13 protein-coding genes and 1 pseudogene are annotated in these 21138 nt (G+C 39.1%); 1 reads left to right on the plus strand and 13 read right to left on the minus strand.

The window, feature by feature from the left end:
• Positions 1-10: 10 nt before the first annotated feature.
• The 12 genes and pseudogenes from F895_RS14820 to F895_RS14770 form a co-directional block, all read right to left on the minus strand.
• Positions 11-2182 carry a hypothetical protein gene (locus F895_RS14820; RefSeq protein ID WP_005239381.1) on the minus strand — a complete coding sequence of 724 codons (2172 nt, stop codon included), beginning with the start codon at positions 2180-2182 and terminating at the stop codon, positions 11-13.
• Between the two features lie 254 nt (positions 2183-2436).
• Positions 2437-3924, minus strand: coding sequence for a tryptophan halogenase family protein (locus F895_RS14815; protein ID WP_005239383.1), 1488 nt, complete (start codon positions 3922-3924; stop codon positions 2437-2439).
• 86 nt (positions 3925-4010) lie between these two features.
• The gene (locus F895_RS14810; RefSeq protein WP_005239385.1) at positions 4011-5543 is read right to left on the minus strand and encodes a hypothetical protein; all 1533 of its coding nucleotides are present in this window, start codon (positions 5541-5543) and stop codon (positions 4011-4013) included.
• 429 nt (positions 5544-5972) lie between these two features.
• Complete coding sequence (locus F895_RS14805) at positions 5973-7367, minus strand: hypothetical protein (RefSeq protein WP_005239387.1); 1395 nt, start codon at positions 7365-7367, stop codon at positions 5973-5975.
• A 278-nt stretch (positions 7368-7645) separates the two neighbouring features.
• Positions 7646-7921: pseudogene (locus tag F895_RS20425) on the minus strand (hypothetical protein); the annotation flags it as partial.
• Between the two features lie 53 nt (positions 7922-7974).
• On the minus strand, positions 7975-8904 hold the full coding sequence (locus F895_RS14800; protein WP_005238191.1) for an IS5 family transposase: 930 nt from the start codon (positions 8902-8904) through the stop codon (positions 7975-7977).
• Between the two features lie 22 nt (positions 8905-8926).
• Positions 8927-10174, minus strand: coding sequence for a hypothetical protein (locus F895_RS20145; RefSeq protein WP_005239389.1), 1248 nt, complete (start codon positions 10172-10174; stop codon positions 8927-8929).
• Positions 10175-10452: 278 nt separating this feature from the next.
• Positions 10453-11916: a hypothetical protein gene (locus F895_RS14790; protein ID WP_005239391.1), complete on the minus strand. Its 1464-nt coding sequence runs from the start codon at positions 11914-11916 to the stop codon at positions 10453-10455.
• Between the two features lie 417 nt (positions 11917-12333).
• Positions 12334-14037, minus strand: coding sequence for a ShlB/FhaC/HecB family hemolysin secretion/activation protein (locus F895_RS14785; RefSeq protein WP_005239394.1), 1704 nt, complete (start codon positions 14035-14037; stop codon positions 12334-12336).
• Positions 14038-14122: 85 nt separating this feature from the next.
• The gene (locus tag F895_RS14780) at positions 14123-17620 is read right to left on the minus strand and encodes a GLUG motif-containing protein (protein ID WP_005239396.1); all 3498 of its coding nucleotides are present in this window, start codon (positions 17618-17620) and stop codon (positions 14123-14125) included.
• A gap of 387 nt (positions 17621-18007) precedes the next feature.
• On the minus strand, positions 18008-18577 hold the full coding sequence (dcd, locus tag F895_RS14775; RefSeq protein WP_003653416.1) for a dCTP deaminase: 570 nt from the start codon (positions 18575-18577) through the stop codon (positions 18008-18010).
• Between the two features lie 107 nt (positions 18578-18684).
• Positions 18685-19278 carry a LysE family translocator gene (locus F895_RS14770; protein ID WP_005239398.1) on the minus strand — a complete coding sequence of 198 codons (594 nt, stop codon included), beginning with the start codon at positions 19276-19278 and terminating at the stop codon, positions 18685-18687.
• 316 nt (positions 19279-19594) lie between these two features.
• On the opposite strand from F895_RS14770, the gene F895_RS14765 reads away from it, so the two are divergent.
• Positions 19595-20152: a DUF2062 domain-containing protein gene (locus tag F895_RS14765; RefSeq protein WP_005239401.1), complete on the plus strand. Its 558-nt coding sequence runs from the start codon at positions 19595-19597 to the stop codon at positions 20150-20152.
• Positions 20153-20174: 22 nt separating this feature from the next.
• Here F895_RS14765 and F895_RS14760 read toward each other — a convergent pair whose 3' ends face one another.
• Positions 20175-21047: a 5'-methylthioadenosine/S-adenosylhomocysteine nucleosidase gene (locus tag F895_RS14760; protein WP_005239403.1), complete on the minus strand. Its 873-nt coding sequence runs from the start codon at positions 21045-21047 to the stop codon at positions 20175-20177.
• Positions 21048-21138: the final 91 nt, after the last annotated feature.

Below are 21138 nucleotides of genomic sequence, written 5' to 3' on the forward strand. Positions count from 1 at the left end.
GTATATGCTCCTATAGCCCTGTCGTTGTAATTTTTAGATGCTGAATAAGTAGACCATCAATGACTGCCGAACCCATATTGTTATTTGGAATTGTTGGGGTTGGTGCGGTGTTGGTTGTTGGAATTACAGCACCTGTTGTTCCATTGGATGATCCAATAAAACTGTCTAAAATCGGATTAGCTGTGGTACGCCACGCCGCACCATTTAAATTTGTATCCGACCATGTTCGGTTACCAACAGTGGCATATTTTGGTGTTGAAGTATCAGTAGCATTATTATTACAACTCCCTGAACCACCATTAGCGTTACATAACGAAGCATCTGTCGGCGTATTGGTCCAACCGTTCGTTGATTTATCTAAAACCCCTGCACCATTATAATATTGCCATTGATATAAAGAACCAGTGGTATTAGTCACACCATTACAATTTCCCCAAATATTAGTACTTGTGCATCGACTATTGGTAATCCAAGTAGAGGTATTCATTTCACGTTGTGCATAACGGATCTGTGTTGCGGTATTGGTTGTGACATTACTCAGTATACCCGCTGGATTTTGCATATTCCCAAAAGAAATACCGACAGCATCATCAACGCCAGCAGTTCCTTTATAAGCCTGTAAAGTTTTACCACCATCACCGCTATAAACAGAGCCTAGGCTAATACTACTATGCGTTGCCAGCTTCTTGCCTGAAAGTGCCGAGGTCGAATAATCGATACGTGCTGAACCACCCTGATAACCTGCGATGTCAGAAGTACCACATTGATAGACATTACAGGTTGAACCTAAGTAAGACGGATCCGCGCCTGTATAATCGGTATAGATCTTCTTATAAACTGCAGGATTATTTGGAATACGAGCAATTTCCAGACTAAAGTTTCGGCCATTCGAGCCTAGAATAACAGGTTGGTATAAGCCACCTAATACCAGGTTGATATTCGGGTTATAAATAAATATGCCTTCATTGGCATCAAAACTGGGTGCTGTTGCGCCACTTGACAATGCGGGTGTTTCCAGACATTTAGCAGGATTGGTCGAACAGTCGTAAGCTGACGTTTCTCGTGTACTGAGTCTTAAAACGCTGTTAGTAGGCACATTCCACACGCGTTTGATTTGCTGAGTATCTGTTCGAGTCTGCTTTTGAACAATAAACTTACATCCTGCAGATGTGCTGTCAAACGAACCTGTTCCCGTATTACCACAACTGCCTGTCGCAGCTGTTTTCGATGTTCCTAAGGTTGCATCCTGTCCATTATGAATCGTCGTCCATGCCGATGTCGTTCCAATACTTCCCAATTGGGTATCGGTATATGTCGCTTTTAGGTTCGCACCATCCCCACTGTTGATACGAATAACGCCTGCGAGGCCTAAAGTATTATTATAAAAAGAGCTCATACCATTGGCATTACTTGAACCTGCTAGAGTCTGAAAGACTTGCAAGTTACTACCATTGATACTAAAACCATTCATAATTGCCTGTAATCTTAGGCGATTTGCACGATTTGGATCACTGGTACTAAATAATTCACCCAAATTAAATTGATCAGCAGCGCCATCAGATTTACTTTGGTCACGAACAAAAGCATCTGCCCAGAAAGCAAGCTTTAAATTATAGGCATCGACCCCAGTTTTAGTGCCTGTTTCATATAACGGCGCTTCTAGATTCAGATAGGTAACAGCCCCATCAACGCCAGAAAAGTTGGGTACATTTGCTGCTGTTTTTGCTTTTAGTACCCATGGATTCTCAGCTGTTCCCCAACTTGCTATCTGGGGCGAAACTGAATCAAAACGACTATTTGTGTCATTACTATTATTTTTCGATAAAGCAAGACCATATAAATAAATATCAGCCTTACCTACTGAATGGTCAGATCCATTCACAACACCATCTTTATTGGTATCCTGAGCAAGTGACGTCAGACCACCAACAGGCAGGTAATGGATATAACCCGTATCTTTACTACGATCATTCAGCAAAGCAGTGTTGGTTTCGTTCCCCGTATTTGCACCACGAAAAATAAAATCAAAATTGGTGGGTAAAATCGCAATCCCTTCACCTGTTGTCTGGCTTAGAGCTTCATCTGAAATTTCCTGCAATGCAAAAGCGTATCGGCTTAAACATAAGCCAATCAACGTTGCTAAAACAGTTCGTTTAAATGATACCGTATGAAATGTCGTCATCTTGACCTTCCTGTTACACGATGCTCCGCACCAGTATTATTTTTCTAAATCTTGCTGAGTGACTTCCTACTGCGAAAAATCACAGTCAAAGATATGCTTCCAAGCACCACTCCAAACTTAGGCCAAATCCACCTAGTCAATCTCAGTTTTTATTATGCCTACTATTTACGCAAATGCAAAAAAAACCCGTTAAAAGTTACATTTTTCCGATGTATGAAAATAAATATAACTTTGCCCTGAACACATGCAACAAATCACAGTGCTAACTGTTGCTTTATTTCCTGCAAATACTTCGCTAATTTCTGCTTTTTTTCTGGTGACAATGCATAGAGTTCCGCCGAAGTCGCTTCAGGCTTGATGACCCCAACCCCAGCCCCCACAGCAAACCAGCTGGCAGCACTAAACATCGACATCCCTCCCATACTATGTTCTACAAAATCAATATCTCGTGGTGTCCGATGTAGCCAGCATTTTTTTAGTTCTTGATAGCTTTCTGACTGTGGTACGGTCAGCATATATTGCCAAAATGGGGTGTCTGACCGTCCAGTATCATAATGCATACGAATAAAATCACGTATACCCTGCCAATATTGGGCATTTTGGTGGTTATAAAAATCTATATTCTGCTGTGAAATCACCCCATGATTTTCTTGAATAAATGAGATCAACAACGCTAACTGACTGAGCATCTGGCCAATTGACGTTGCCTCCAATGGTTCAATAAAACCCGATGCCAAACCAATAGCTACGACATTTTTGATCCAGACCTCTTGAAAATAGCCTGCCTCAAATGCGATAGGTTTAACCGGATTGATTGAATAGCCCAACCATTGCTCAACTTCCTGCTGCGCTTGCTGATCTGTAATGAATTGATCATGATAGACATAGCCCGCACCTATCCGTTCTTGTAGTGGAATCTGCCATACCCAGCCCGAACTCAAGGCAGTCGCTCTTGTCACCAACTCAATTTTATTCTTATGCGGTAAATGAAAAGGTAAAGCTCTATTCATCGGTAAAATGTCAGCAAAAGAGCACCAATAACTTTGGTATTTTTTCCCGATCAAGAGTTTTGAAAATCCAGAGGCATCAATGACAAAGTCACAACTAATCTTCTGATCTATGCATTGAATTGCAGAGACATAGCCTGTTGCAGGGTCGAGTTCAAAATCCTCTATTTTATTTTCAATATGAACTATCCCTCTAGATAGAGCAATTTTCTTTAGATATTGACCAACCCGAAAAGTATCAAAATGCAGCGAAGCTCCAAAATTATTTTTTCCTTCTAATAAAATCTGTAAAACCTCCTGAAAAGGTTTACGATCTTCACTAAATTGATAAGATGCCATATAGCGACTAACATCTATGCCATGATTAAATAGTCCAGATAAATAAGGATTAAATCCAAATTCATTCCATGCAAAGTCTTCTGTTGGAAGCGGAAAAAGATGGTAGTAATAGTCATCTTCTTTACCCGTTCGCCAACGTTCATAGCGAAACCCCAATTTAAGTGTAGCCCCTGTTTTATCTATAAAATCCTTTAAATCAATCTCTAAATCACGCAATACCGTCAGTAAATTGAGTACCCCACCTTCACCCACACCAACAATCGGAATCTCTGGCGCGGAAATAACCATTACCTCAACAGATGGGCCAAACACCTGCCTAAGCTGCAAGGCTGCAAACCAACCTGCTGTCCCACCTCCCACAACCGCGACTCGATTTAATCCTCTTAAATTTAGCATCAGACTTCCCTTCAATATAAATAAAAAGTGGAAGCTTATAACTTCCACTTAAATTCCATTTTAAATAGTTCAATTTTGCATAGACATTAACAGAATGATAATGAGCCATAGCAGTTTGAAACAACCTTTTGGTTGTTTAACTGCTGATTTTGTAGTGTTAAAGTTGCAGGATTGGTTGTTGTATATGCCCCTAAATCAATATTAATTTGTTGCACGATTGGTGCTCCGGTTAAAGCTCCAATCGCCGATCCAAAACTAACATATGTATATGGAGACGTTTTCAATTGATCGGATGCCATTTTTGCAACTTGCGGCAGCACCGAACTGATATCTACAGGATTAGTCACATTTAATTTACCTAACTGTACTGGCTCGGCAAAAGACATCCACCATCCAGGTTGCGCTACATCCGTTCCACTGCTCATCGCATTCAAATTATTGATTCCCTGATCAGAGGTAGCAACAGTTGCACCAGGCCAAAGAAGTTGTTGGTTTTGCAAAGATAAATATCCACCTGTCCCTGTAAGTGGTATGTTATGAATCATACTCAGTGCTTGGTTAAAAGTAATATTCATTTTCAAGTTGGTAATGCTTGAGTTATTTGCCATTTTAAATATGGTATTGGGTACTGCGGCGGTGATCAGCCCACAAAGTCCTGAACCTGGGGCATTACACCCTAAATCAACATATAATTGATCATTTCCCCAAGTTGTGTTTCCAGAACCACAAGCTAAATTTGTCCCCGTAATATTTCCTGAACATCCTGTTTGTGGCGCAATTGGAATAATCGGAATATTCGCCATAATATTTTGTACATTAGCTTGAGTTTGTCTCACACCATTAATACTAAAGGAAGGAAGTGTAAATGGAACGGTCATACTTGGAATTGTAATCCCGGTTGTTTTACTATTAGACGGGTCACTCACAAATGATGCATTACCTAAACCAGAAATATTTGCATAGCCGCTAAGTGACTGATTACTAGCTCCTTTACCAAAAGTTGCAGCTTGAGTCACTGCAGTACCTGTGGTGCTGGCAATTTGCATAAAACCGCTTAAACTTTGGATTCCATCTGTTGTCGATGGAGTCGCACTATTGTTTGTTCCTGCAGTCAATAAACCACTAATAGCGGCAGCTCCTAACTGTAAACCAACCACTTGTCGTGTTGAAGCAGAATTCGGATTCTGGATAGCAAATTGAATAAAAGGGTTTGTAATTGTCGCATCTGTAGATGCACGGCTATTAAAAATAGGACTACCATTTGCATCATAACTATCAGGCAAACCACTTAAAGAAAGATTCTTAATATCAATATCACAATTAGCAGCACCGTTCATGCCGCCACAACCTAACTGTAAATTTTTAATATTTGCATTAAGTTCAACTTTGGCTTCCATACCTAATTTATAAAAGCCAATATTATTGGAACCAGCAATATTTTTCATTAAATTAGCATTGTCCGTAGGTGCGATATAAGACAGACTCATTAAAGCCTGACCTGTAGTCGCTGAAAGTTCACTATCTGACATTGACTGCAAAGTGGTAGAACTCGCATATGCAGAATTTACACATAACCCCATAGTTCCCAAAAGAACCATAGATAAATATCTATTTTTCATTATAAAAATCCTTTTAGATTCTAAAATTTAAAGTGAAATACTTATCTCCATGAACTCCACTTATAGACAAATAAGGTTAATGAGCTAACCACATGCCATATTACGCTTTCCAATATAAACTCAAAATTTGTTAAATAATAGACAATATCCGATAAAAATGGCCTATAAAGTTATAAGTAACATTCAATAATGAACCAAACAGTAAAATTTTCAGATAGAGAGTTTCCATCTCCATAAAAAAAGACAGCTTATGCTGTCTTTTCAAAAAGAAAGCGAATTAACAAAATGTTAAACTGCCATAACAGTTTGTTGGAATAGATTGGTTTTTAAGCTGTTGATTTTGAAGAGTTAGTGTTGCAGTGCTGGTGCCCACTGGTATGGTTAAGCTTTTAACAATTGGATTATTCGTTAGGGCCCCCGCCGCATCGGCTAAATTAATGTTGATTGGATCGCCTGCATATAAAGCCTGAGTAACAAATGTAGAAACCTGAGGTAAGACGCCACTAATATCAACTTGTTGTGATGCTTTTCTTTTAGATATCCTAATTGTACTGGCTCAGCAAATGACATCCACCAACCTTTTTGCGCAATATCATCGGCATTTGCACCTGGCCATTGCAAAGCTTGTTTTTGCAAAGCCAAGTATCCACCCGTTCCTTTTAAAGGTATGTTATGAATCATACTCAATGCTTGTTCAAAGGTAATGTCTATATTTAAGTTAGTCAGTTTTGAATCTGCTCCCATTTTAAACTTCGCATTACTAACAAGGCAGATCAAAAGAGCAACACAGTCCGTCTGAGCCAAATTGGCAGCATTATAACCAGAACCACTTGCCTTTCTAAGACTGACATATAACTGATCATTGTCATAATTAACAGTACATGCCGCTCGAGTATCACCAGCAACACAATTTGATGCTTTTGCAATTGGAATTTCAGGAATCGTTGCGCTTACATTTGGCGCAACCGCTTTTGTTTGTCGATTACCATTGACGGTAAATGCTGGTAAAGTAAATCCGACATTCATACTTGGAACCGTAATACCCGTCGTATTACTATCAGCAGGTAAACTAGCAAAATCTCTACGGCCCCACAGTACGACATCCAATTTCCCCGCAATTGATTGGCACGCCGTTGGACCACTAATTCCAGGCAAACAGTTTGAATCACTCTTTCCGAATGTAGCTGCTTTTGTCCAGACATCACCTGTCGTACCTGCGATTTGCATATAGCCACTCAAGCTTTGTATCCCATCTGTTGACGATGGGGTTGCTGCATTTGCAATACCCGCTGTTAATAATGCATTAATTTTTTCGGCACTGAGTCTTAAGCCAACAAACTCTCGGGTTGAAGCACTATTTGGATTTTTAATCGCAAACTCAATAAATGGATTGGTAATTTCCGCACTAGTCGATGCACGTCCATTATTAAAAGTTGGGCTTCCTTCATTCGGATTTGTAGAACCACTCACGACACCATCATTTAAGCCGCTCAGTGATAAATTTTTAATATCAATATCACAGCCGCCAGTGCCATTTGTACCACCACAGCCAAGTTGTAGATTTCGAATATTGGCATTTAATTCCAGTTTTGCTTCTAACCCCAATTTATAGAATCCTACACTTTGTTCGCCACCTGCACGTTGCCTTTCCAAATTGGCTGTATCATTAGGTGCTATATAAGACAGACTCATTAGTGCCTGACCTGTAGTCGCAGACATTTCACTATCGGACATAGAATATAAAGTTGCAGAGTTGGCATATGTAAAATTCGCACAAGAACTAAACATTCCTAAAAAGGCCATTGATAAATATCTATTTTTCATTATAAAATTCCTTTTCAGTTTTTTAAAATTAAAATAATTATCCTTGTTAAATTTACTTATAGACAAAATATTAGCGAACTAACCCTGTGTCCTATGTCTCGTGTCAATATAAAGCTATTTTTTGTTAAATAATAGGCAATTTCCGACAAAAATAACCTAAAAAGTAAAACAAAATTTACCGAAAAAGCCAAATAATCATAAAATCAACCAGATAGATTATTTCTATCCGTCTAATTTGATAAAAAAGCAACCTTAGTTACTTTTTATCAAACTAAAAATTAACAAAATTTCAAATTACCAAAACAGTTTGGTTGAAAATTTTGGTTTGTTAATTGCAAATTACCTAGATTTAAATTTAATGACTTACCCGCTAAATCTACAGTACCAATATCAACATCTAGAACACCTAATCCAAGTAGTCCACAAATATCACCCGTATAGGCCTCATGCCCACCACCATCACGTAACCAATCCGAAACAGCAGCTGCAATTTGAGGAAAGAGTGGAGAAATATCAATTGGATCTTTTGGTACAACATAACCAATATTTACAGGGGGCTTTGTTGCACAAATAGACGAAAGGTAGAGTTGTTCTAATCTTCAGATATTTATGCAACAGCCACCGTTTTAGCTGTACCAAGTTGAGTAAATTTATTCAAAATATCGACTCTTATTTGCAAGTCAACCACCTGACGATTAAAGCATCGACTAGATACACCATGTCCAAGTCGTTTCAAGGCAAACATTTTAGCCTCTATTCTGGATCGTCGATGATAACCAATATCTCGTTTCCACTGCTTTTGACCCTTGTCCCAACAGCCTTGTACTGCATGATTCCTTGCTTTACCAATTTCATTTTCTACCCATAAAGCAGCATTGGAACGAGGAGGGATAATTACATTTGCTTGCCGTTTCAAAATCGCATCATAACAATTCACTGTGTCATAAGCACCATCAGTCGTGACAGATGCAATGGGTTCATCAATTTGATCTAAAAGAGGTGGGAGCATTTCAGCATCACCATATTGGCAGGTCGTGACTTCAACCGCTTGTATTTCTCCACTGTTTGCATCTGTCGCAAGATGTAATTTCAGCCATTGACGATGTTGGTTTACGCCATGTTTTTTACGCACCCATTCCCCATCGCCTGTAACTTTGATCCCTGTGCTATCAACTAAAATATGCAAGTCTTCCTGTGGATTTTTTGCTGATTTATGTAGAAGTGGCTGGAGCTTATCTGCTCGCCGACTCAATGTTGAGAAGTCTGGAACATTCCAGTCGAGGTGAGCCATTTGAAAAAGGCTTTGAATGAAACCTTGTGTTTGGCGTAAAGCCAGTTGGAACAGGTTTCGTATCGTCAGGGCAAATTGAATTGCTATATCAGTGTAGGTAGGTTGACGTCCTTTTTTTCCACTAGGTGTTGCAGACCATTGCATTTGGGGATCAAACCAAATGGTGAAAGCACCCCGTTGACGTAAAGCCTGATTGTACTCAGACCAGTTCGTTGTTTTATATCGGCTTTTTGATTCTGTATTCATCTAACATGTATGGGGATGAAATTTATTTATGCAACAAAGCCTTTACAGGGTCTGAAAATGACATCCACCAACCTTTTTGGGCAATATCATCACTTTTAGCACCAGTCCACTGTAAGGCATTTTGCTGTAATGATAATGAGAAAGGAGAGTTAATCGGTAAATTATGAATTAAACCTAGTGATTGAGTTAAATTCAGATTCGCTGAAATATTTGAAATCGTACCATTCATCATGACCTGATTAAATCTTTTCCCAACCCCAGCAATTAAACACGCGGTAATATTGCAACTGGTTACTTCAGCTTGGGTTAACCCTCCTTGTGTGTAAATACCTGAAGGTTCTTGATAGGAAGGATCATGTGGCCCATTTGGATTGTACTGAACAGAGCCATTTATAGGATAATTCGCTCCACTACCTAAATAAATATTGGGAACTTTTACTGGAGCCGACAAAACTTTAGATTTAGCTCTATTCTCATTTACTAATATTGCAGGAACTTCAAAATAGTTATTATTAATTTGTGGAATATTAAATCCGCCCCCAACCGTTTTAAAGCCAGCTTTAGCGCCTAAAATTGATTTTAGCGTACCTGTGATCACCAGATCATCTTGATTGTACATCGTTCCATATAGATTATCTCGTGTTACCGCTGTAGTTGCATATCCTTTAATTACACCAGCATTATCTGATTGAACTTTCATATAGCCTGAAATTGTATTGATCCCATTCGGTGTGGAAGAGTTCTCATTACCTGCGGTTAATAAGCCAATAGCTTTTTCTGCACTTAAACGAAATCCTACGACTTGTCTGGTAGCTGCACTATTTGGATTTTTTATCGCAAACTCTAAGAAGGGGTTGGTTAATTTTGCTGATGAAGAGGCTCGTTCTTCTCTTGTCATCGCAACCGGTTTACCACTGGAATCAAGTTTCAGACCACTTAAGCTTAAATTATCAATATCAATATCACAGTCATTTGCGCCATTAGCTCCACCACAGCCCAACTGGAATTTTTTTATATTGGCATTCAGTTCAATCTCCGCCTCCATGCCCAGTTTATAAAATCCAATGGTTTTATCGCCACCTGCTCTTTTTGTCTCTAAATTCGTTGCATCTGTTGGTGCAATATACGACAAACTCATTAAAGCTTGTCCTGTCGCTGCAGACAACTCATGATCTGTCAGACGCTGTAAAGTAGAAGAGGCAGCCCCAGCGGAACCTAGATAAAAACCACTCACCCCTAAAAAAAATATAAATAAACATCTACTTTTCACTATAAAATCCTTTTTTAGTTTTTTAAAAAAACAGCTTAAACATTTATCTCAATAGCAACCTGATCTAAAAATAAATAGCACTTATAAAAATGATAGTAATCACTTTAATATAAACATAATGCTTATAAAACAATAAATATTTTCCGATAAAAGTGACCTATAATGATAAATAAATATGCTTTTCAAGAGAATTTAACAAAGAATTAGATCAAGCTATTTTATAAAGGTGAATAAAATAAAAAAGACAGCATAAGCTGTCTTTTTTATTAATACAAAAACTAACAGAAACTTAAACTCCCATAGCAGTTTGGCGCAAAATTTTGTCCATTCAACTGCAAATTAGATAAATTCATCTGCAACGCTGCAACATTCGACAAGTCTAAATTTCCAATATCCACATCCAAACCATTACCCGTCATGACACCAAGAAGATCATTTGTTCGCGCAGGATTCTGTTTTAAGTAATCTCCAGCTTTTGTAGCAAACTGCCCCAACAATGGTTCAATACTCAGTCTTTGTGTCGGTTCAACTCGTCCAATACTTACAGGATCTTGTAAAGCAAGCCACCATCCAGATTGAGCAATATTTGCGGCATCAGAATCTGGCCACAAAATATTTTGCTTTTGCAAACTTAAAGAGGCTGCCGAATTAATCTCTAAGCGATGAATAAATCCTAAAGCCTCTTGAAAGTTGACCGTTGCTTTCGCTCCATTTACAGAGCCGCTCATTTTAATATTGCTAAACTGCCGCCCTTCCCATGCAACTAGACATGTTGGTGCTAAAGTTAAATTTCTACAACCTGTAATCACGGCATCAACTGGATTACCCGCAGTATACACTGCAGTTGTTGTTCCATTTGCATCTGTTGTAGTTCTACCTGATGCAGGGTAATCACTTCCTGTTCCTAAATTAATTGTTGGAATATTGACGGTTGCATTTAAACCTATTGAGCTATTCCTTTTACCATTGACGACAATTTGTGGATTTTCAAACGGAAGATTATTCATTTCTGGAATACTAAAACCACCACCATTTGTTTTGAAATCGGCATCAGCTAAGTCAACCAATACATTTGCGATTAAACGCCCTTCAATCGGATAGGTCGCTAAACTCATATATTGTGCTGCTGTATTAGCATAACCCTTAACTTTACTTTGCTCTATTTCGGTATCCCCAATTCCAGATCGAACTTTCATATACCCAGAAAGACTATTGATTCCATTGGGCGTAGTCGAGTTTTCTGTGCCCAGTGACAATAATCCTAAAACCTTTTCAGCACTTAATCTGAGTCCAACCACATTTCGAGTTGAGGCCTGATTTGGATTTTGAATCGCAAATTCAATAAAAGGATTGGTTAATTTTGCACTTGAACCTGCTCTACCGTCACGTGTATCAGAAACGCCACTGAGACTTAAATGATCTATATCAATATCGCATCCACCTGCTCCATTCGCGCCACCACAGCCTAACTGTAATTTCTTGATATTGGCATTCAGTTCTAATTCCGCTTCCATTCCTAAACGATAAAAACCAAGATTTGGATCGCCATCTGTACGCTGACTTTCTAAATTTTTAGTATCACTAGGAGCAATATAAGACATACTCAACAAAGCCTGCCCTGTGGTTGCAGACATTTCAGTATCAGATAAGCGATGCAACGTTGTAGACGCTGCATAAGCAGAATTTAAGCACAAGCTACCTAGAGTCAACATTGCAAAATGAAGGGATTTAAAGCCTTGCATAACCCACCTCCGTGTTTAGCATATCCATATTTGTTTATTTTTATAATGTTCTTATATCAATTAATCACAGGAGATTCTCTAATCCATTATCTGCTGTGAAGCTGTATAAAAACGAATCATCTCTAAATAATATATTAATTATTCTAAAATACCAGTTTTATTTTTCTAAACAATTTAGGCCATAAATATAAAATTTATTTAAATAGATCACTTAAAAATCTCACTCTACTTGCATAGAATAAGTTACACTCCAACCCTCATTTATATGTTAAGCGCTTGACATATATTAAAAACAGATCTACAAGTCACATATATAATTTATCTAAGCATGATATTAGGTCATAACAAAAGAATAGCTCTATTCTAAAATATAGATTATTAATAATATTTACAGAAAATATTAATCGTTGATTTAACTTAAAATCTCCAACCTACCCCAAATTGAAATCGTGGTTGCTGATCCTGATCACTCTTTGCTGCCGAGGTAGTTCGCCATGCAAGCGTGGCATTGTAATCAAAGTCCTGAGAGCCACCACCAAAACCAATCCCAGTGCTTGCCAGAGCACGGGTATTTTTGTCGTTAAGATACGGATTTTTATTTTGCTGTATTCGCCCAAAATCTTGGAATAGATACGTATTTAGCCATGGTGTTAGTTGGTAGTAAAAATTAATTGATACTCCCCAGCCTTGATCACCAAGCCCTTCTGCCGCTGGATAAGCACGCATCTGGCTCAAAGAAAGTTTTTCCGCTGAATCAAGATTTTTAGATGCAAGCTGTCCATATAACTCACTGGTGAACCATGAGGATGCGGTTAATCTTTGCTGTCTAGCAAGTTTCAGTTCATATTTATTGAAACTGCCTTGGGTCCTTGCCGATAATCGATCAATATTCAAAGCCGATGGGCTTTGTATGTCCAGGTTGCCAATGGTCGTAATTAATTCAAGCTGATTGATTCCCCCTTTTATCTCACCAACGCCCCAATCATCCATGCGACTAAAACTTAATGCAATTCGACTCGCCTCGATCTGTTTGAATGTCTCTGTATCTGTTACAGCAATTTCATCAAATAGCTTTCTTTTTTCGGCTAACAGCTTCAAATTCAGATTCGACTTTTGGCTTCGGATTAATGGATAAACAAGGTTTAAATTATAGTTTTCAGATCTTCCTTTTGCCTCTAACTGCTTAAATTGCTCACCAAGCTCATATTGAGTTCTACTATAACCACCGCCTAACCATAAACCCGTTCCTGTTACAGGAAATCGAGCATTTAGACTTCCAGAAACCAAGTCCTGATTACTGCCAAGTAGTTGAGCAGATAACTTCTCTCCATAGCCCAGCAAGCTATTACTTTCGAGATAGCCTGAAAGTCGATATTTTCCTGTATAGCGACTACCAGAGTTATCAATCCCGATTCGCCCAAACCAAGTCTGTTGTTCTAGAACATCCAAAACAAGGTCTGTTTGCCCAGTCTGTTCGCCAGCCTGTAAGTTTGCTTGGATTTGCCCCACGCCCGATAAATCTGAAATAAGCAACAAAGTCTTATTACTTTGCTGTTGTTGCAAGGCTTGATGATGAGGGAGTTGATCTGTGTAGCGTTGAATCACCTTATCTTTAATTTTAGACTGATTATTTAAAATAACCTTCCCCAGTTGGCCTTCAAGCACACGAATAATTAATGTTCCATTTTCTAGTTTTTGCTTGGGCAAATATGCTTTCGCTAAAAAATACCCCTGCTTCTTATAATATTGGGTAATTTTTTCTGCGCCGAACTGTAAATCGGCCATAACATTATTTTTGTTTTCTAGTGACTTGACTAAATCATGCAAAATCGTTGTCGCAATTTGCTGATTGCCTTCTATCTGGATTTTTGTGACCCAAATGGGGGTCTGATCCTGACTATAATTTTGCTGCGATGGATCAGAACCAAAGTACTGTTGATCTGTTTTAGGTATTTCTTTGAATTGTTCAGGACTTAATTGCTGAGTAATAGTACCACTATCAGGGATCACAATTTCGGCATGAACCATAGAAGACATAACCACTAAAACACTCATCCCACTGATCATTCGAAGAGTTTTTTGATTATGTCTGCCTACTTGTTTTCGTAAATAAAATTTCATTGTGACTCTAATTCATTCAATATCTTATTTTTAAAGACCAGAAGCTTCGGCCTCTGGTCTTATATTTTAATAATCTGTTTTAATCTCAATGATTATAGCGAAGCCATGGGGTTTTGTGATTTTCATCAATTACCCATGTCGAAGTTGAATTTGGGACAGAGACATCAGCAATGTCCCACCCTGTAAAGGTCAGGATTTTTTGCATTTCTGCTGTATTTTTTCCAACCCCTCCTGCACTGGTAGATTGTCCTGAAGTTTCAGTGTTCCAATAGCTATTTTTAGCGATAGAGATACCATTATTATTACCAATGAGCCCACCTGTATAGACTGTCCCACTAACCCAACCAGAAGAAAAACTATTCTCAACATTTGCCAGATTATTCGAAGAAGTGCCTCCTAGTAAGCCACCAGTAGAATTCTCTCCTGTCACATTGCCCACGGCATAGGTATTTACAAGGCTGCCCCCTTGTATATTTCCAAGTAGGCCACCAGTATATTGATATCCTTTTACTGCTCCGCTGGCATAACTCGAAGATATCTCACCTAAAAAGTTAGCACCAACCAACCCTCCTACATTTTTATTAGCTTCAACTCTCCCTGTCGCATAAGTATTACTTATCTCACCTCCAGTTACCCATTTTTCATTAGAACCCGCTAGGCCACCGACATTTTCCTGTCCTTTTACATCTCCTGTCGCATAACTATCCTTTATTGTCTGTCTATTCTTCCCGACCAATCCACCGACATAATTTTCACCGTTTACAATACCTGTAGCTGAGCTATTTATAATTTCAGTCCCATTAAAACCCACTAGACCGCCTACATAATTTGTTCCGTTCACTTGCCCCTGAGCTAAACTGTCCCGGATAATACTTTCTGATAAATTATTCCCTACTAGACCACCTGTATATTCGGTTCCAGTGACATGACCTGTTGTATAACTATTTTCAATTTCAGTTTTATGCTGTGTGCTTGGGAAGTTGTTACTAATTGAACCAACCAGGCCTCCTGTCTTGGATGCTCCATTCACATCTCCAGTAGCGTGGCTGTTCTTGATCTTGACCGCCCCGTTAATTGAAGCAATAAGTCCACCAGTAGATGCAAGATAAGTATCATCAAAAGCACTTACGTTCCCTGTGGCATAACTTTGTTCAACGGTTGCTATCGAATCTATATCACGACTTGGATTATTATAAGAGGCTTCGAGTCCAACAAATCCGATTAATCCACCTGCTTGAACTTTACCGTGCAGATTTCCCGTTGCATAACTCTGATAAATTTTGGTATTACCCTGAGCATATCTTAATACACCAACCAGTCCCCCAAAATATTCAACATTGCCCCAGATATTTCCTGTTGCATAACTGCGAATAATGTCATTATTGACCTGCTCACCAACTAAGCCACCTACTCCATATGAACCAGCACTTTCTGAATCAATACTCCCCGTAGCATAGCTATCTTTAATCAGACTGAAACTTTGACCAACCAGCCCCCCTATATTGGTCGCATTTACTGAAGGAGCAATATTAGAAATTTTAATATTTCCAGTCGCATAAGAATTTAAAATCGATGCCGCAGTTTGCTGGTTACTGGCATTCCTGTCACCACTCTTACCAATGAGTCCCCCTACTTTTGATACCCCCTCTATAGAATTCGAACTGAAAATGTTTTTAGCAACTCCAGATTTCTGGAATCCGATCAGCCCTCCGACATTACTGCTTCCTTTTATTGAACCATTGGTAGTTCCAATATCTCTGATCATATTGGTTGTGGCACCAAATAATCCTATCGAATGAAAGCTAAAAGTTGCAGGTAACTCTGTTGGCAATGCCAATAGCAATTGATCAGGTCTATTAATATGAAGCCCAGTAACAGAATGCCCTAAACCATGAAAATTTCCAGTAAAAGGTTGATCGATCAGACCTTGAGAAATACTCATTCCTCCCGGAGCATTTGGATCATTGTTTATCGTTACTGTTTCAATATAATCCCCGATAGGTTTAAATCCCTTACCACCATTCCAGTTCACGGTATCAGAAGCATCAATATTACTGCCTAGGACATAATTTCCTGTCAGGTTATTGTTCATTCTTTGCAAGGTATTGATATTGGCATCACCCTCTTCACCTAGATCATTGATCACAATGTAGGAAGTTCCATTAATCAATAAGGTCGGGGATGAACCACTGATATTAATCTTGGCGCCATTATTTAGGTTGTAATCCGAACCCGCACCATAATTCATGGCAAGCTTGGCCTTATCTCCACTTAAATCCAAGTCACTATTAAAGTTAATATCTTTGTTTGCGCTTAGTGTAAGTGCTGTATTGGCATTCCAACTGGTGGCATCATTGATATTAATATTGCCTTGGCCTTCGGCTGTACCCATCGCATTTAAGCTCACATTACCTTTGTTTAAAGCATCACCCAAGGTGCTACTGCTGACACTGCCACCAAAGAAATCGACATCGATATTTTTAGCTTTCAGTTCCCAACCACTGCTGGTCGGCGGTAAGCTGCTCGCACTATTACGCTGTGTTGTGATATTCGTGCCTGAACTGACATGAACCTCTGCCGCAGCAGTTTTGATTTGCCCACCATTGCCTCCATTCGGAGCCGATGCATCTAGCGTACCGCTGACATTTACCGTACCACTACTTAAATCACTGCCAAGCTCAATCACGCCACGGACATTGTTCACCGTTTGCGCTTGGATCACCCCAACACTGTTCACTACGGCATTGCTTAATTCATCAATCCCTTTTGCAGTCAGGATCACTTTACCACCATCGGCTTGAATCATGCCGCCTGAGTTAATCAAGGCTTGTGCCTTGCCCTGATTAATGGTGTAACCCAATAAACTACCATTATTTAGATTCAGGGTGATATCTCCACCAGCCGCTAATAATACATTGCCCTGCGTTGCATTAATCGTGCCTGTGTGTTTTACCGTTGGTGCAATCAAGGCCACTGTACCACCTGTAGGCACGGTGATTTTGCCGCGGTTCTCAACGGTTTTGTTATTGCTGGTATTGGTAAAATTAAATAGATTATTATTAAAATCGTTGTTGCTCAAATTCAGGGTCGATGCCACCAAACCTGCCGTATTGACCTGCGAGGTGCTGCCAAATAACACCCCATTCGGGTTAATAATAAATACCTGTCCATTGGCATTTAGCTGACCATTTAAATTGGATGCACTTGTCCCCGTGACGCGATTTAAGGTAATCGAGCTGCTATTTGGTTGCACGAAATTCACGATTTCATTGCTATTGGTGGAAAAACTGCTCCAGTCAATCGCGGCTTTTGCGGTTGACTGGTTAATGGTGGTGGTGGTTCCTGCGGTTGAAATCGTGGCTGTTCCTGAACTGACCACTCCTCCAGTTGGTCCTGCAAATGTAATACTTGCACTGAGTACATTCACCGCAAAGAATGCTGCTCGTTTTACTGTATGAGCAATAGAGGTTTTAGATTTGATTGTTGTTGATTGCGTTGCAACCACGCCCCCTTTCGCCATTTCACTCACTGCTTGCCAGCAAAGATATGTCGCATTCCATACTAGTTGATAGATCTTATTCACAATTATTCTCACCTGTTCTTAATATTTTAAAAATTGCGGTTTATTTTTAGCATATCTTCTTTATTGTTTGATTAATTAATATATTTTCCTGACCAATGGTTAAAACATCACCAAGTAATAAAGTAAATCAGCTCGAGCGAGTAAGTTTGAAATGTCTGTATGAAGGAAGAAGAGCAAAGGCAATGGAAAAATAAGAATCTTATTTAGAATGATAAACCCCCCCCATTAAAAATGAGAAAATATTAAAAATAAAAGTAGAAAGAGCGTTATTATTTTTTAAAGTAAGTAAATTTGAACATCAGTATTAAAATTATTATTCAATTCTTAGTTAGAACGTTTTAACCATTGACCCATTGATCAATGGTTAAAATTTAGAATGATTAAAAATTAGGTCTTTGGTAATGTCACACCAGTTTGGCCTTGGTATTTACCGCCACGATCTTTATATGAAGTTTCACACACTTCATCGCTTTCAAAGAACAACATCTGTGCAACACCTTCACCGGCATAAATACGTGCAGGTAAATTGGTTGTATTTGAGAACTCAAGGGTAACGTGACCTTCCCACTCTGGTTCTAACGGCGTTACGTTCACGATAATCCCGCAACGTGCATAAGTCGACTTACCTAAGCAAACAGTTAAAACATTACGTGGAATACGGAAGTATTCAATGGTGCGCGCCAAAGCAAATGAGTTAGGTGGAATAATACATACATCAGATTCGATATCGATAAAGCTTTTATCATCGAAATTCTTTGGATCGACAATCGCTGAATGAACGTTGGTAAACACTTTAAACTCACGTGCACAACGGACATCGTAGCCATAGCTTGATACCCCATAAGAAATCAACTTTTCACCGTTTTCATCAAAACGAACTTGATTCTCTGCATAAGGTTCAATCATGCCGTGTTTTTCGCTCATTTCACGAATCCAACGATCAGATTTTATTGCCATGACTTTTTATCCATAGACGAAGTTAATAATTGGCGAGTACTTTAACGTAAAATGATATCAATGAAAACAACAGCACCATCCTGTTCTTCGGGATAGCGCTGTGAAAGTTATAAATTGATGAGGGCTGAGTAGCTAATCGGGATGGCAAAAGCCATAAGAACCACAGAGGCAGTACGTTGTAATTTTGATTGAGACAACCATGTTACTTTATTGGTTGCTAACATTGCACCAACAGAAATCCAGAATAAAGCGATCGGCAGAATTAGTCCAACAAAGCTCCCCATATGCGTCATATAAATTTCTTGGTTTTGCCATGCGGCAACAGGAAAAATAGCTGAGGCAAATAACAGTGCCTTAGGATTCAACAAGGTCGCGCATAACAACTCTCTAGGTCGAATGGTCGGTTGATTTAAGGCCATTTCTTGATTTGCAGTACGCCACAACTTAATTGCAAGAAATACGATATAAGCCGCACTTAATAATTTCAGGAAAATCGGCAATGCTGGCAAGGTTGCAGACACTTTACCAATCAGTATTCCCCAAGCACTAATCGCAATGATATAGCCCACAGCTTCTGCGGGAATCAATAATAAAGAGCGACGTAATCCTACCTGAATACCAGAAGATGCTAATAAAGTATTGGTAGGACCAGGAGTCAGCAAAATGGTGATGACTAAACCAATAAAGAACCATGAAATCATTGAATGACCCCACTACAAGATCGTTTCAGATTAATCCAATTCTCAAGGGATAGCAAAAAAACAACTGTAAGCACTTATGTTGAAAAATAAATTAAGCTTTTGTTTTACATGCATTTTATAGATTTCAAGCCCTCTCTACTCAATAGTCACAGCATAAAAAAATCATCATATAAATAGAATAAATGTAACCTATTGACAATCAGCTTGTTTTTTAAAGGAATAAGTTTGTGTTTCTTTTAAGTTTTCACTAAGTAAATAATGCTATTTTATATACGATCAACTGTTTCCTTGTCCTGTTGGGTTTATTGCAACGTTTATGCCTAAGCAATTCTTTCACAAGTGGCTGCCTTCAGCAGAGAAAGTCGCTAGTCTAAAGCTAATGAAAATTTTTGGTGAGCGCACCTTAAATCCATTACTTTGGTATGTGAATCGCCGATCAATTGCAAAAGCAATACTAATTGGCACCTTTTGGGGAATTTTACCCGTCCCATTTCACAGTGTGTTTATTATTCTGACAGTTTTATTCTTTGAAGTGAATTTACCGATTGGCCTGTGTATGGCGTGGCTCACCAACCCTTTTACCGTTGTACCCATTCTTTATTTGGGCTTTTGGTTTGGGACTAAAATTTATCATGTCAATATGATCAATAAAGACATGCTATTGGGTGTATTGCATCAAATTTTGAATTGGATCAAAAACTTTGGGCATGGCCATATTGATTTCAGTCTGGCTAAAATCTTGGTTTCAGGGCTGATCATTGAAGCGATTTTGTTTGCGATTTTGTTCTATCTGGCAACCCTTCTGCTATGGCGCTGGATCGTGATCCGAAGCTGGCGAAATCGAAGGAAACATCAGAGAGAAGAAATCATTTAAATGACGTCTTCTCTCTAGAAAACTATTTTGCTGCTTTTGCCTTCATATATTGTTCAGCAACATCGAGTGCATAATCCTGACATGCTTCACCTGTCGCAGGGTCATATGCTCCATTATTGGTAATGTTATTCGATAGCACACGAATACCCAGGAATGGGACTTTAAATTGTTGCGCAATTTGAGCAACAGAAGCGGCTTCCATTTCTTCGACCGAAGTTCCATAAACCGTATGAAAAAGTTTGATGCGATCCAGCTCATTGTTCCATGTATCCGCTGAACCGATAACCCCTTCAACTACCTGCCCCTTGGTATAGTTCACTTTGGCCTTATAGGCTGCTGTGAGTAACTCCTTGTCCCCTTCAAATTTACGGATTGCAATTGGCTCTGGATCAGATTCATCATCTGGCAACACATCAAAAGCTTCATTCCATTCAAGTGCATTAGAGCCACCACCAATCGGTTTATGGGGTGTTTTAAATGCACCAATATTGGTCGTGTATTTACCCAATACAATATCAAACACATGCAGGTCTGGGTCATGTCCACCCGCAGTCCCCTGATTGATAATGGCAATTGGTTGATAATGTTGAATCGCAAGCGCTGTTGCCGCTGCAGAGTTACTCATGCCCATCCGGGTTTTAGAGACCACAACAGGATATCCCTTATAGGTCCCTTTCCAGAACTTCCAGCCACCAATGGTTTCTACTGTCGCATTGTCTAGTTTTGCCGCCATTCTTTCAGATTCAACAGGTAAAGCACCCTGTATCACTATGGGCTGTAATGTTGGTTTTTCTTGTACTTGGTTACTGCTGCTTGAAGAGTTATCTCCATTACAAGCACTAAGCAATACAGCCGTACAGACACTGGCAATGCCGATAAAATATTTAAATTGCATCTTGATCGAGAACCTATCTAAAAATAAAAGCAAATACGAAGCAAGCAACGTACCATTTTAGTTTTTCAGTCGCTTTTAAGCGATGAAACAA

The sequence above is a fragment of the Acinetobacter sp. CIP 64.2 genome (genome assembly GCF_000369645.1).
GTDB lineage: Bacteria > Pseudomonadota > Gammaproteobacteria > Pseudomonadales > Moraxellaceae > Acinetobacter.

Bases quoted from the DNA above. Each gene is read 5' to 3' on its own strand.
- F895_RS14765 (WP_005239401.1), top strand. From the start codon at position 19,595: ATGCCTAAGCAATTCTTTCACAAGTGGCTGCCTTCAGCAGAGAAAGTC.
- F895_RS14805 (WP_005239387.1), bottom strand. From the start codon at position 7,367: ATGAAAAATAGATATTTATCAATGGCCTTTTTAGGAATGTTTAGTTCT.
- dcd (WP_003653416.1), bottom strand. From the start codon at position 18,577: ATGGCAATAAAATCTGATCGTTGGATTCGTGAAATGAGCGAAAAACAC.
- F895_RS14760 (WP_005239403.1), bottom strand. From the start codon at position 21,047: ATGCAATTTAAATATTTTATCGGCATTGCCAGTGTCTGTACGGCTGTA.
- F895_RS14785 (WP_005239394.1), bottom strand. From the start codon at position 14,037: ATGAAATTTTATTTACGAAAACAAGTAGGCAGACATAATCAAAAAACT.
- F895_RS14815 (WP_005239383.1), bottom strand. From the start codon at position 3,924: ATGCTAAATTTAAGAGGATTAAATCGAGTCGCGGTTGTGGGAGGTGGG.
- F895_RS14820 (WP_005239381.1), bottom strand. From the start codon at position 2,182: ATGACGACATTTCATACGGTATCATTTAAACGAACTGTTTTAGCAACG.
- F895_RS14810 (WP_005239385.1), bottom strand. From the start codon at position 5,543: ATGAAAAATAGATATTTATCTATGGTTCTTTTGGGAACTATGGGGTTA.
- F895_RS14790 (WP_005239391.1), bottom strand. From the start codon at position 11,916: ATGCAAGGCTTTAAATCCCTTCATTTTGCAATGTTGACTCTAGGTAGC.
- F895_RS14800 (WP_005238191.1), bottom strand. From the start codon at position 8,904: ATGAATACAGAATCAAAAAGCCGATATAAAACAACGAACTGGTCTGAG.
- F895_RS14770 (WP_005239398.1), bottom strand. From the start codon at position 19,278: ATGATTTCATGGTTCTTTATTGGTTTAGTCATCACCATTTTGCTGACT.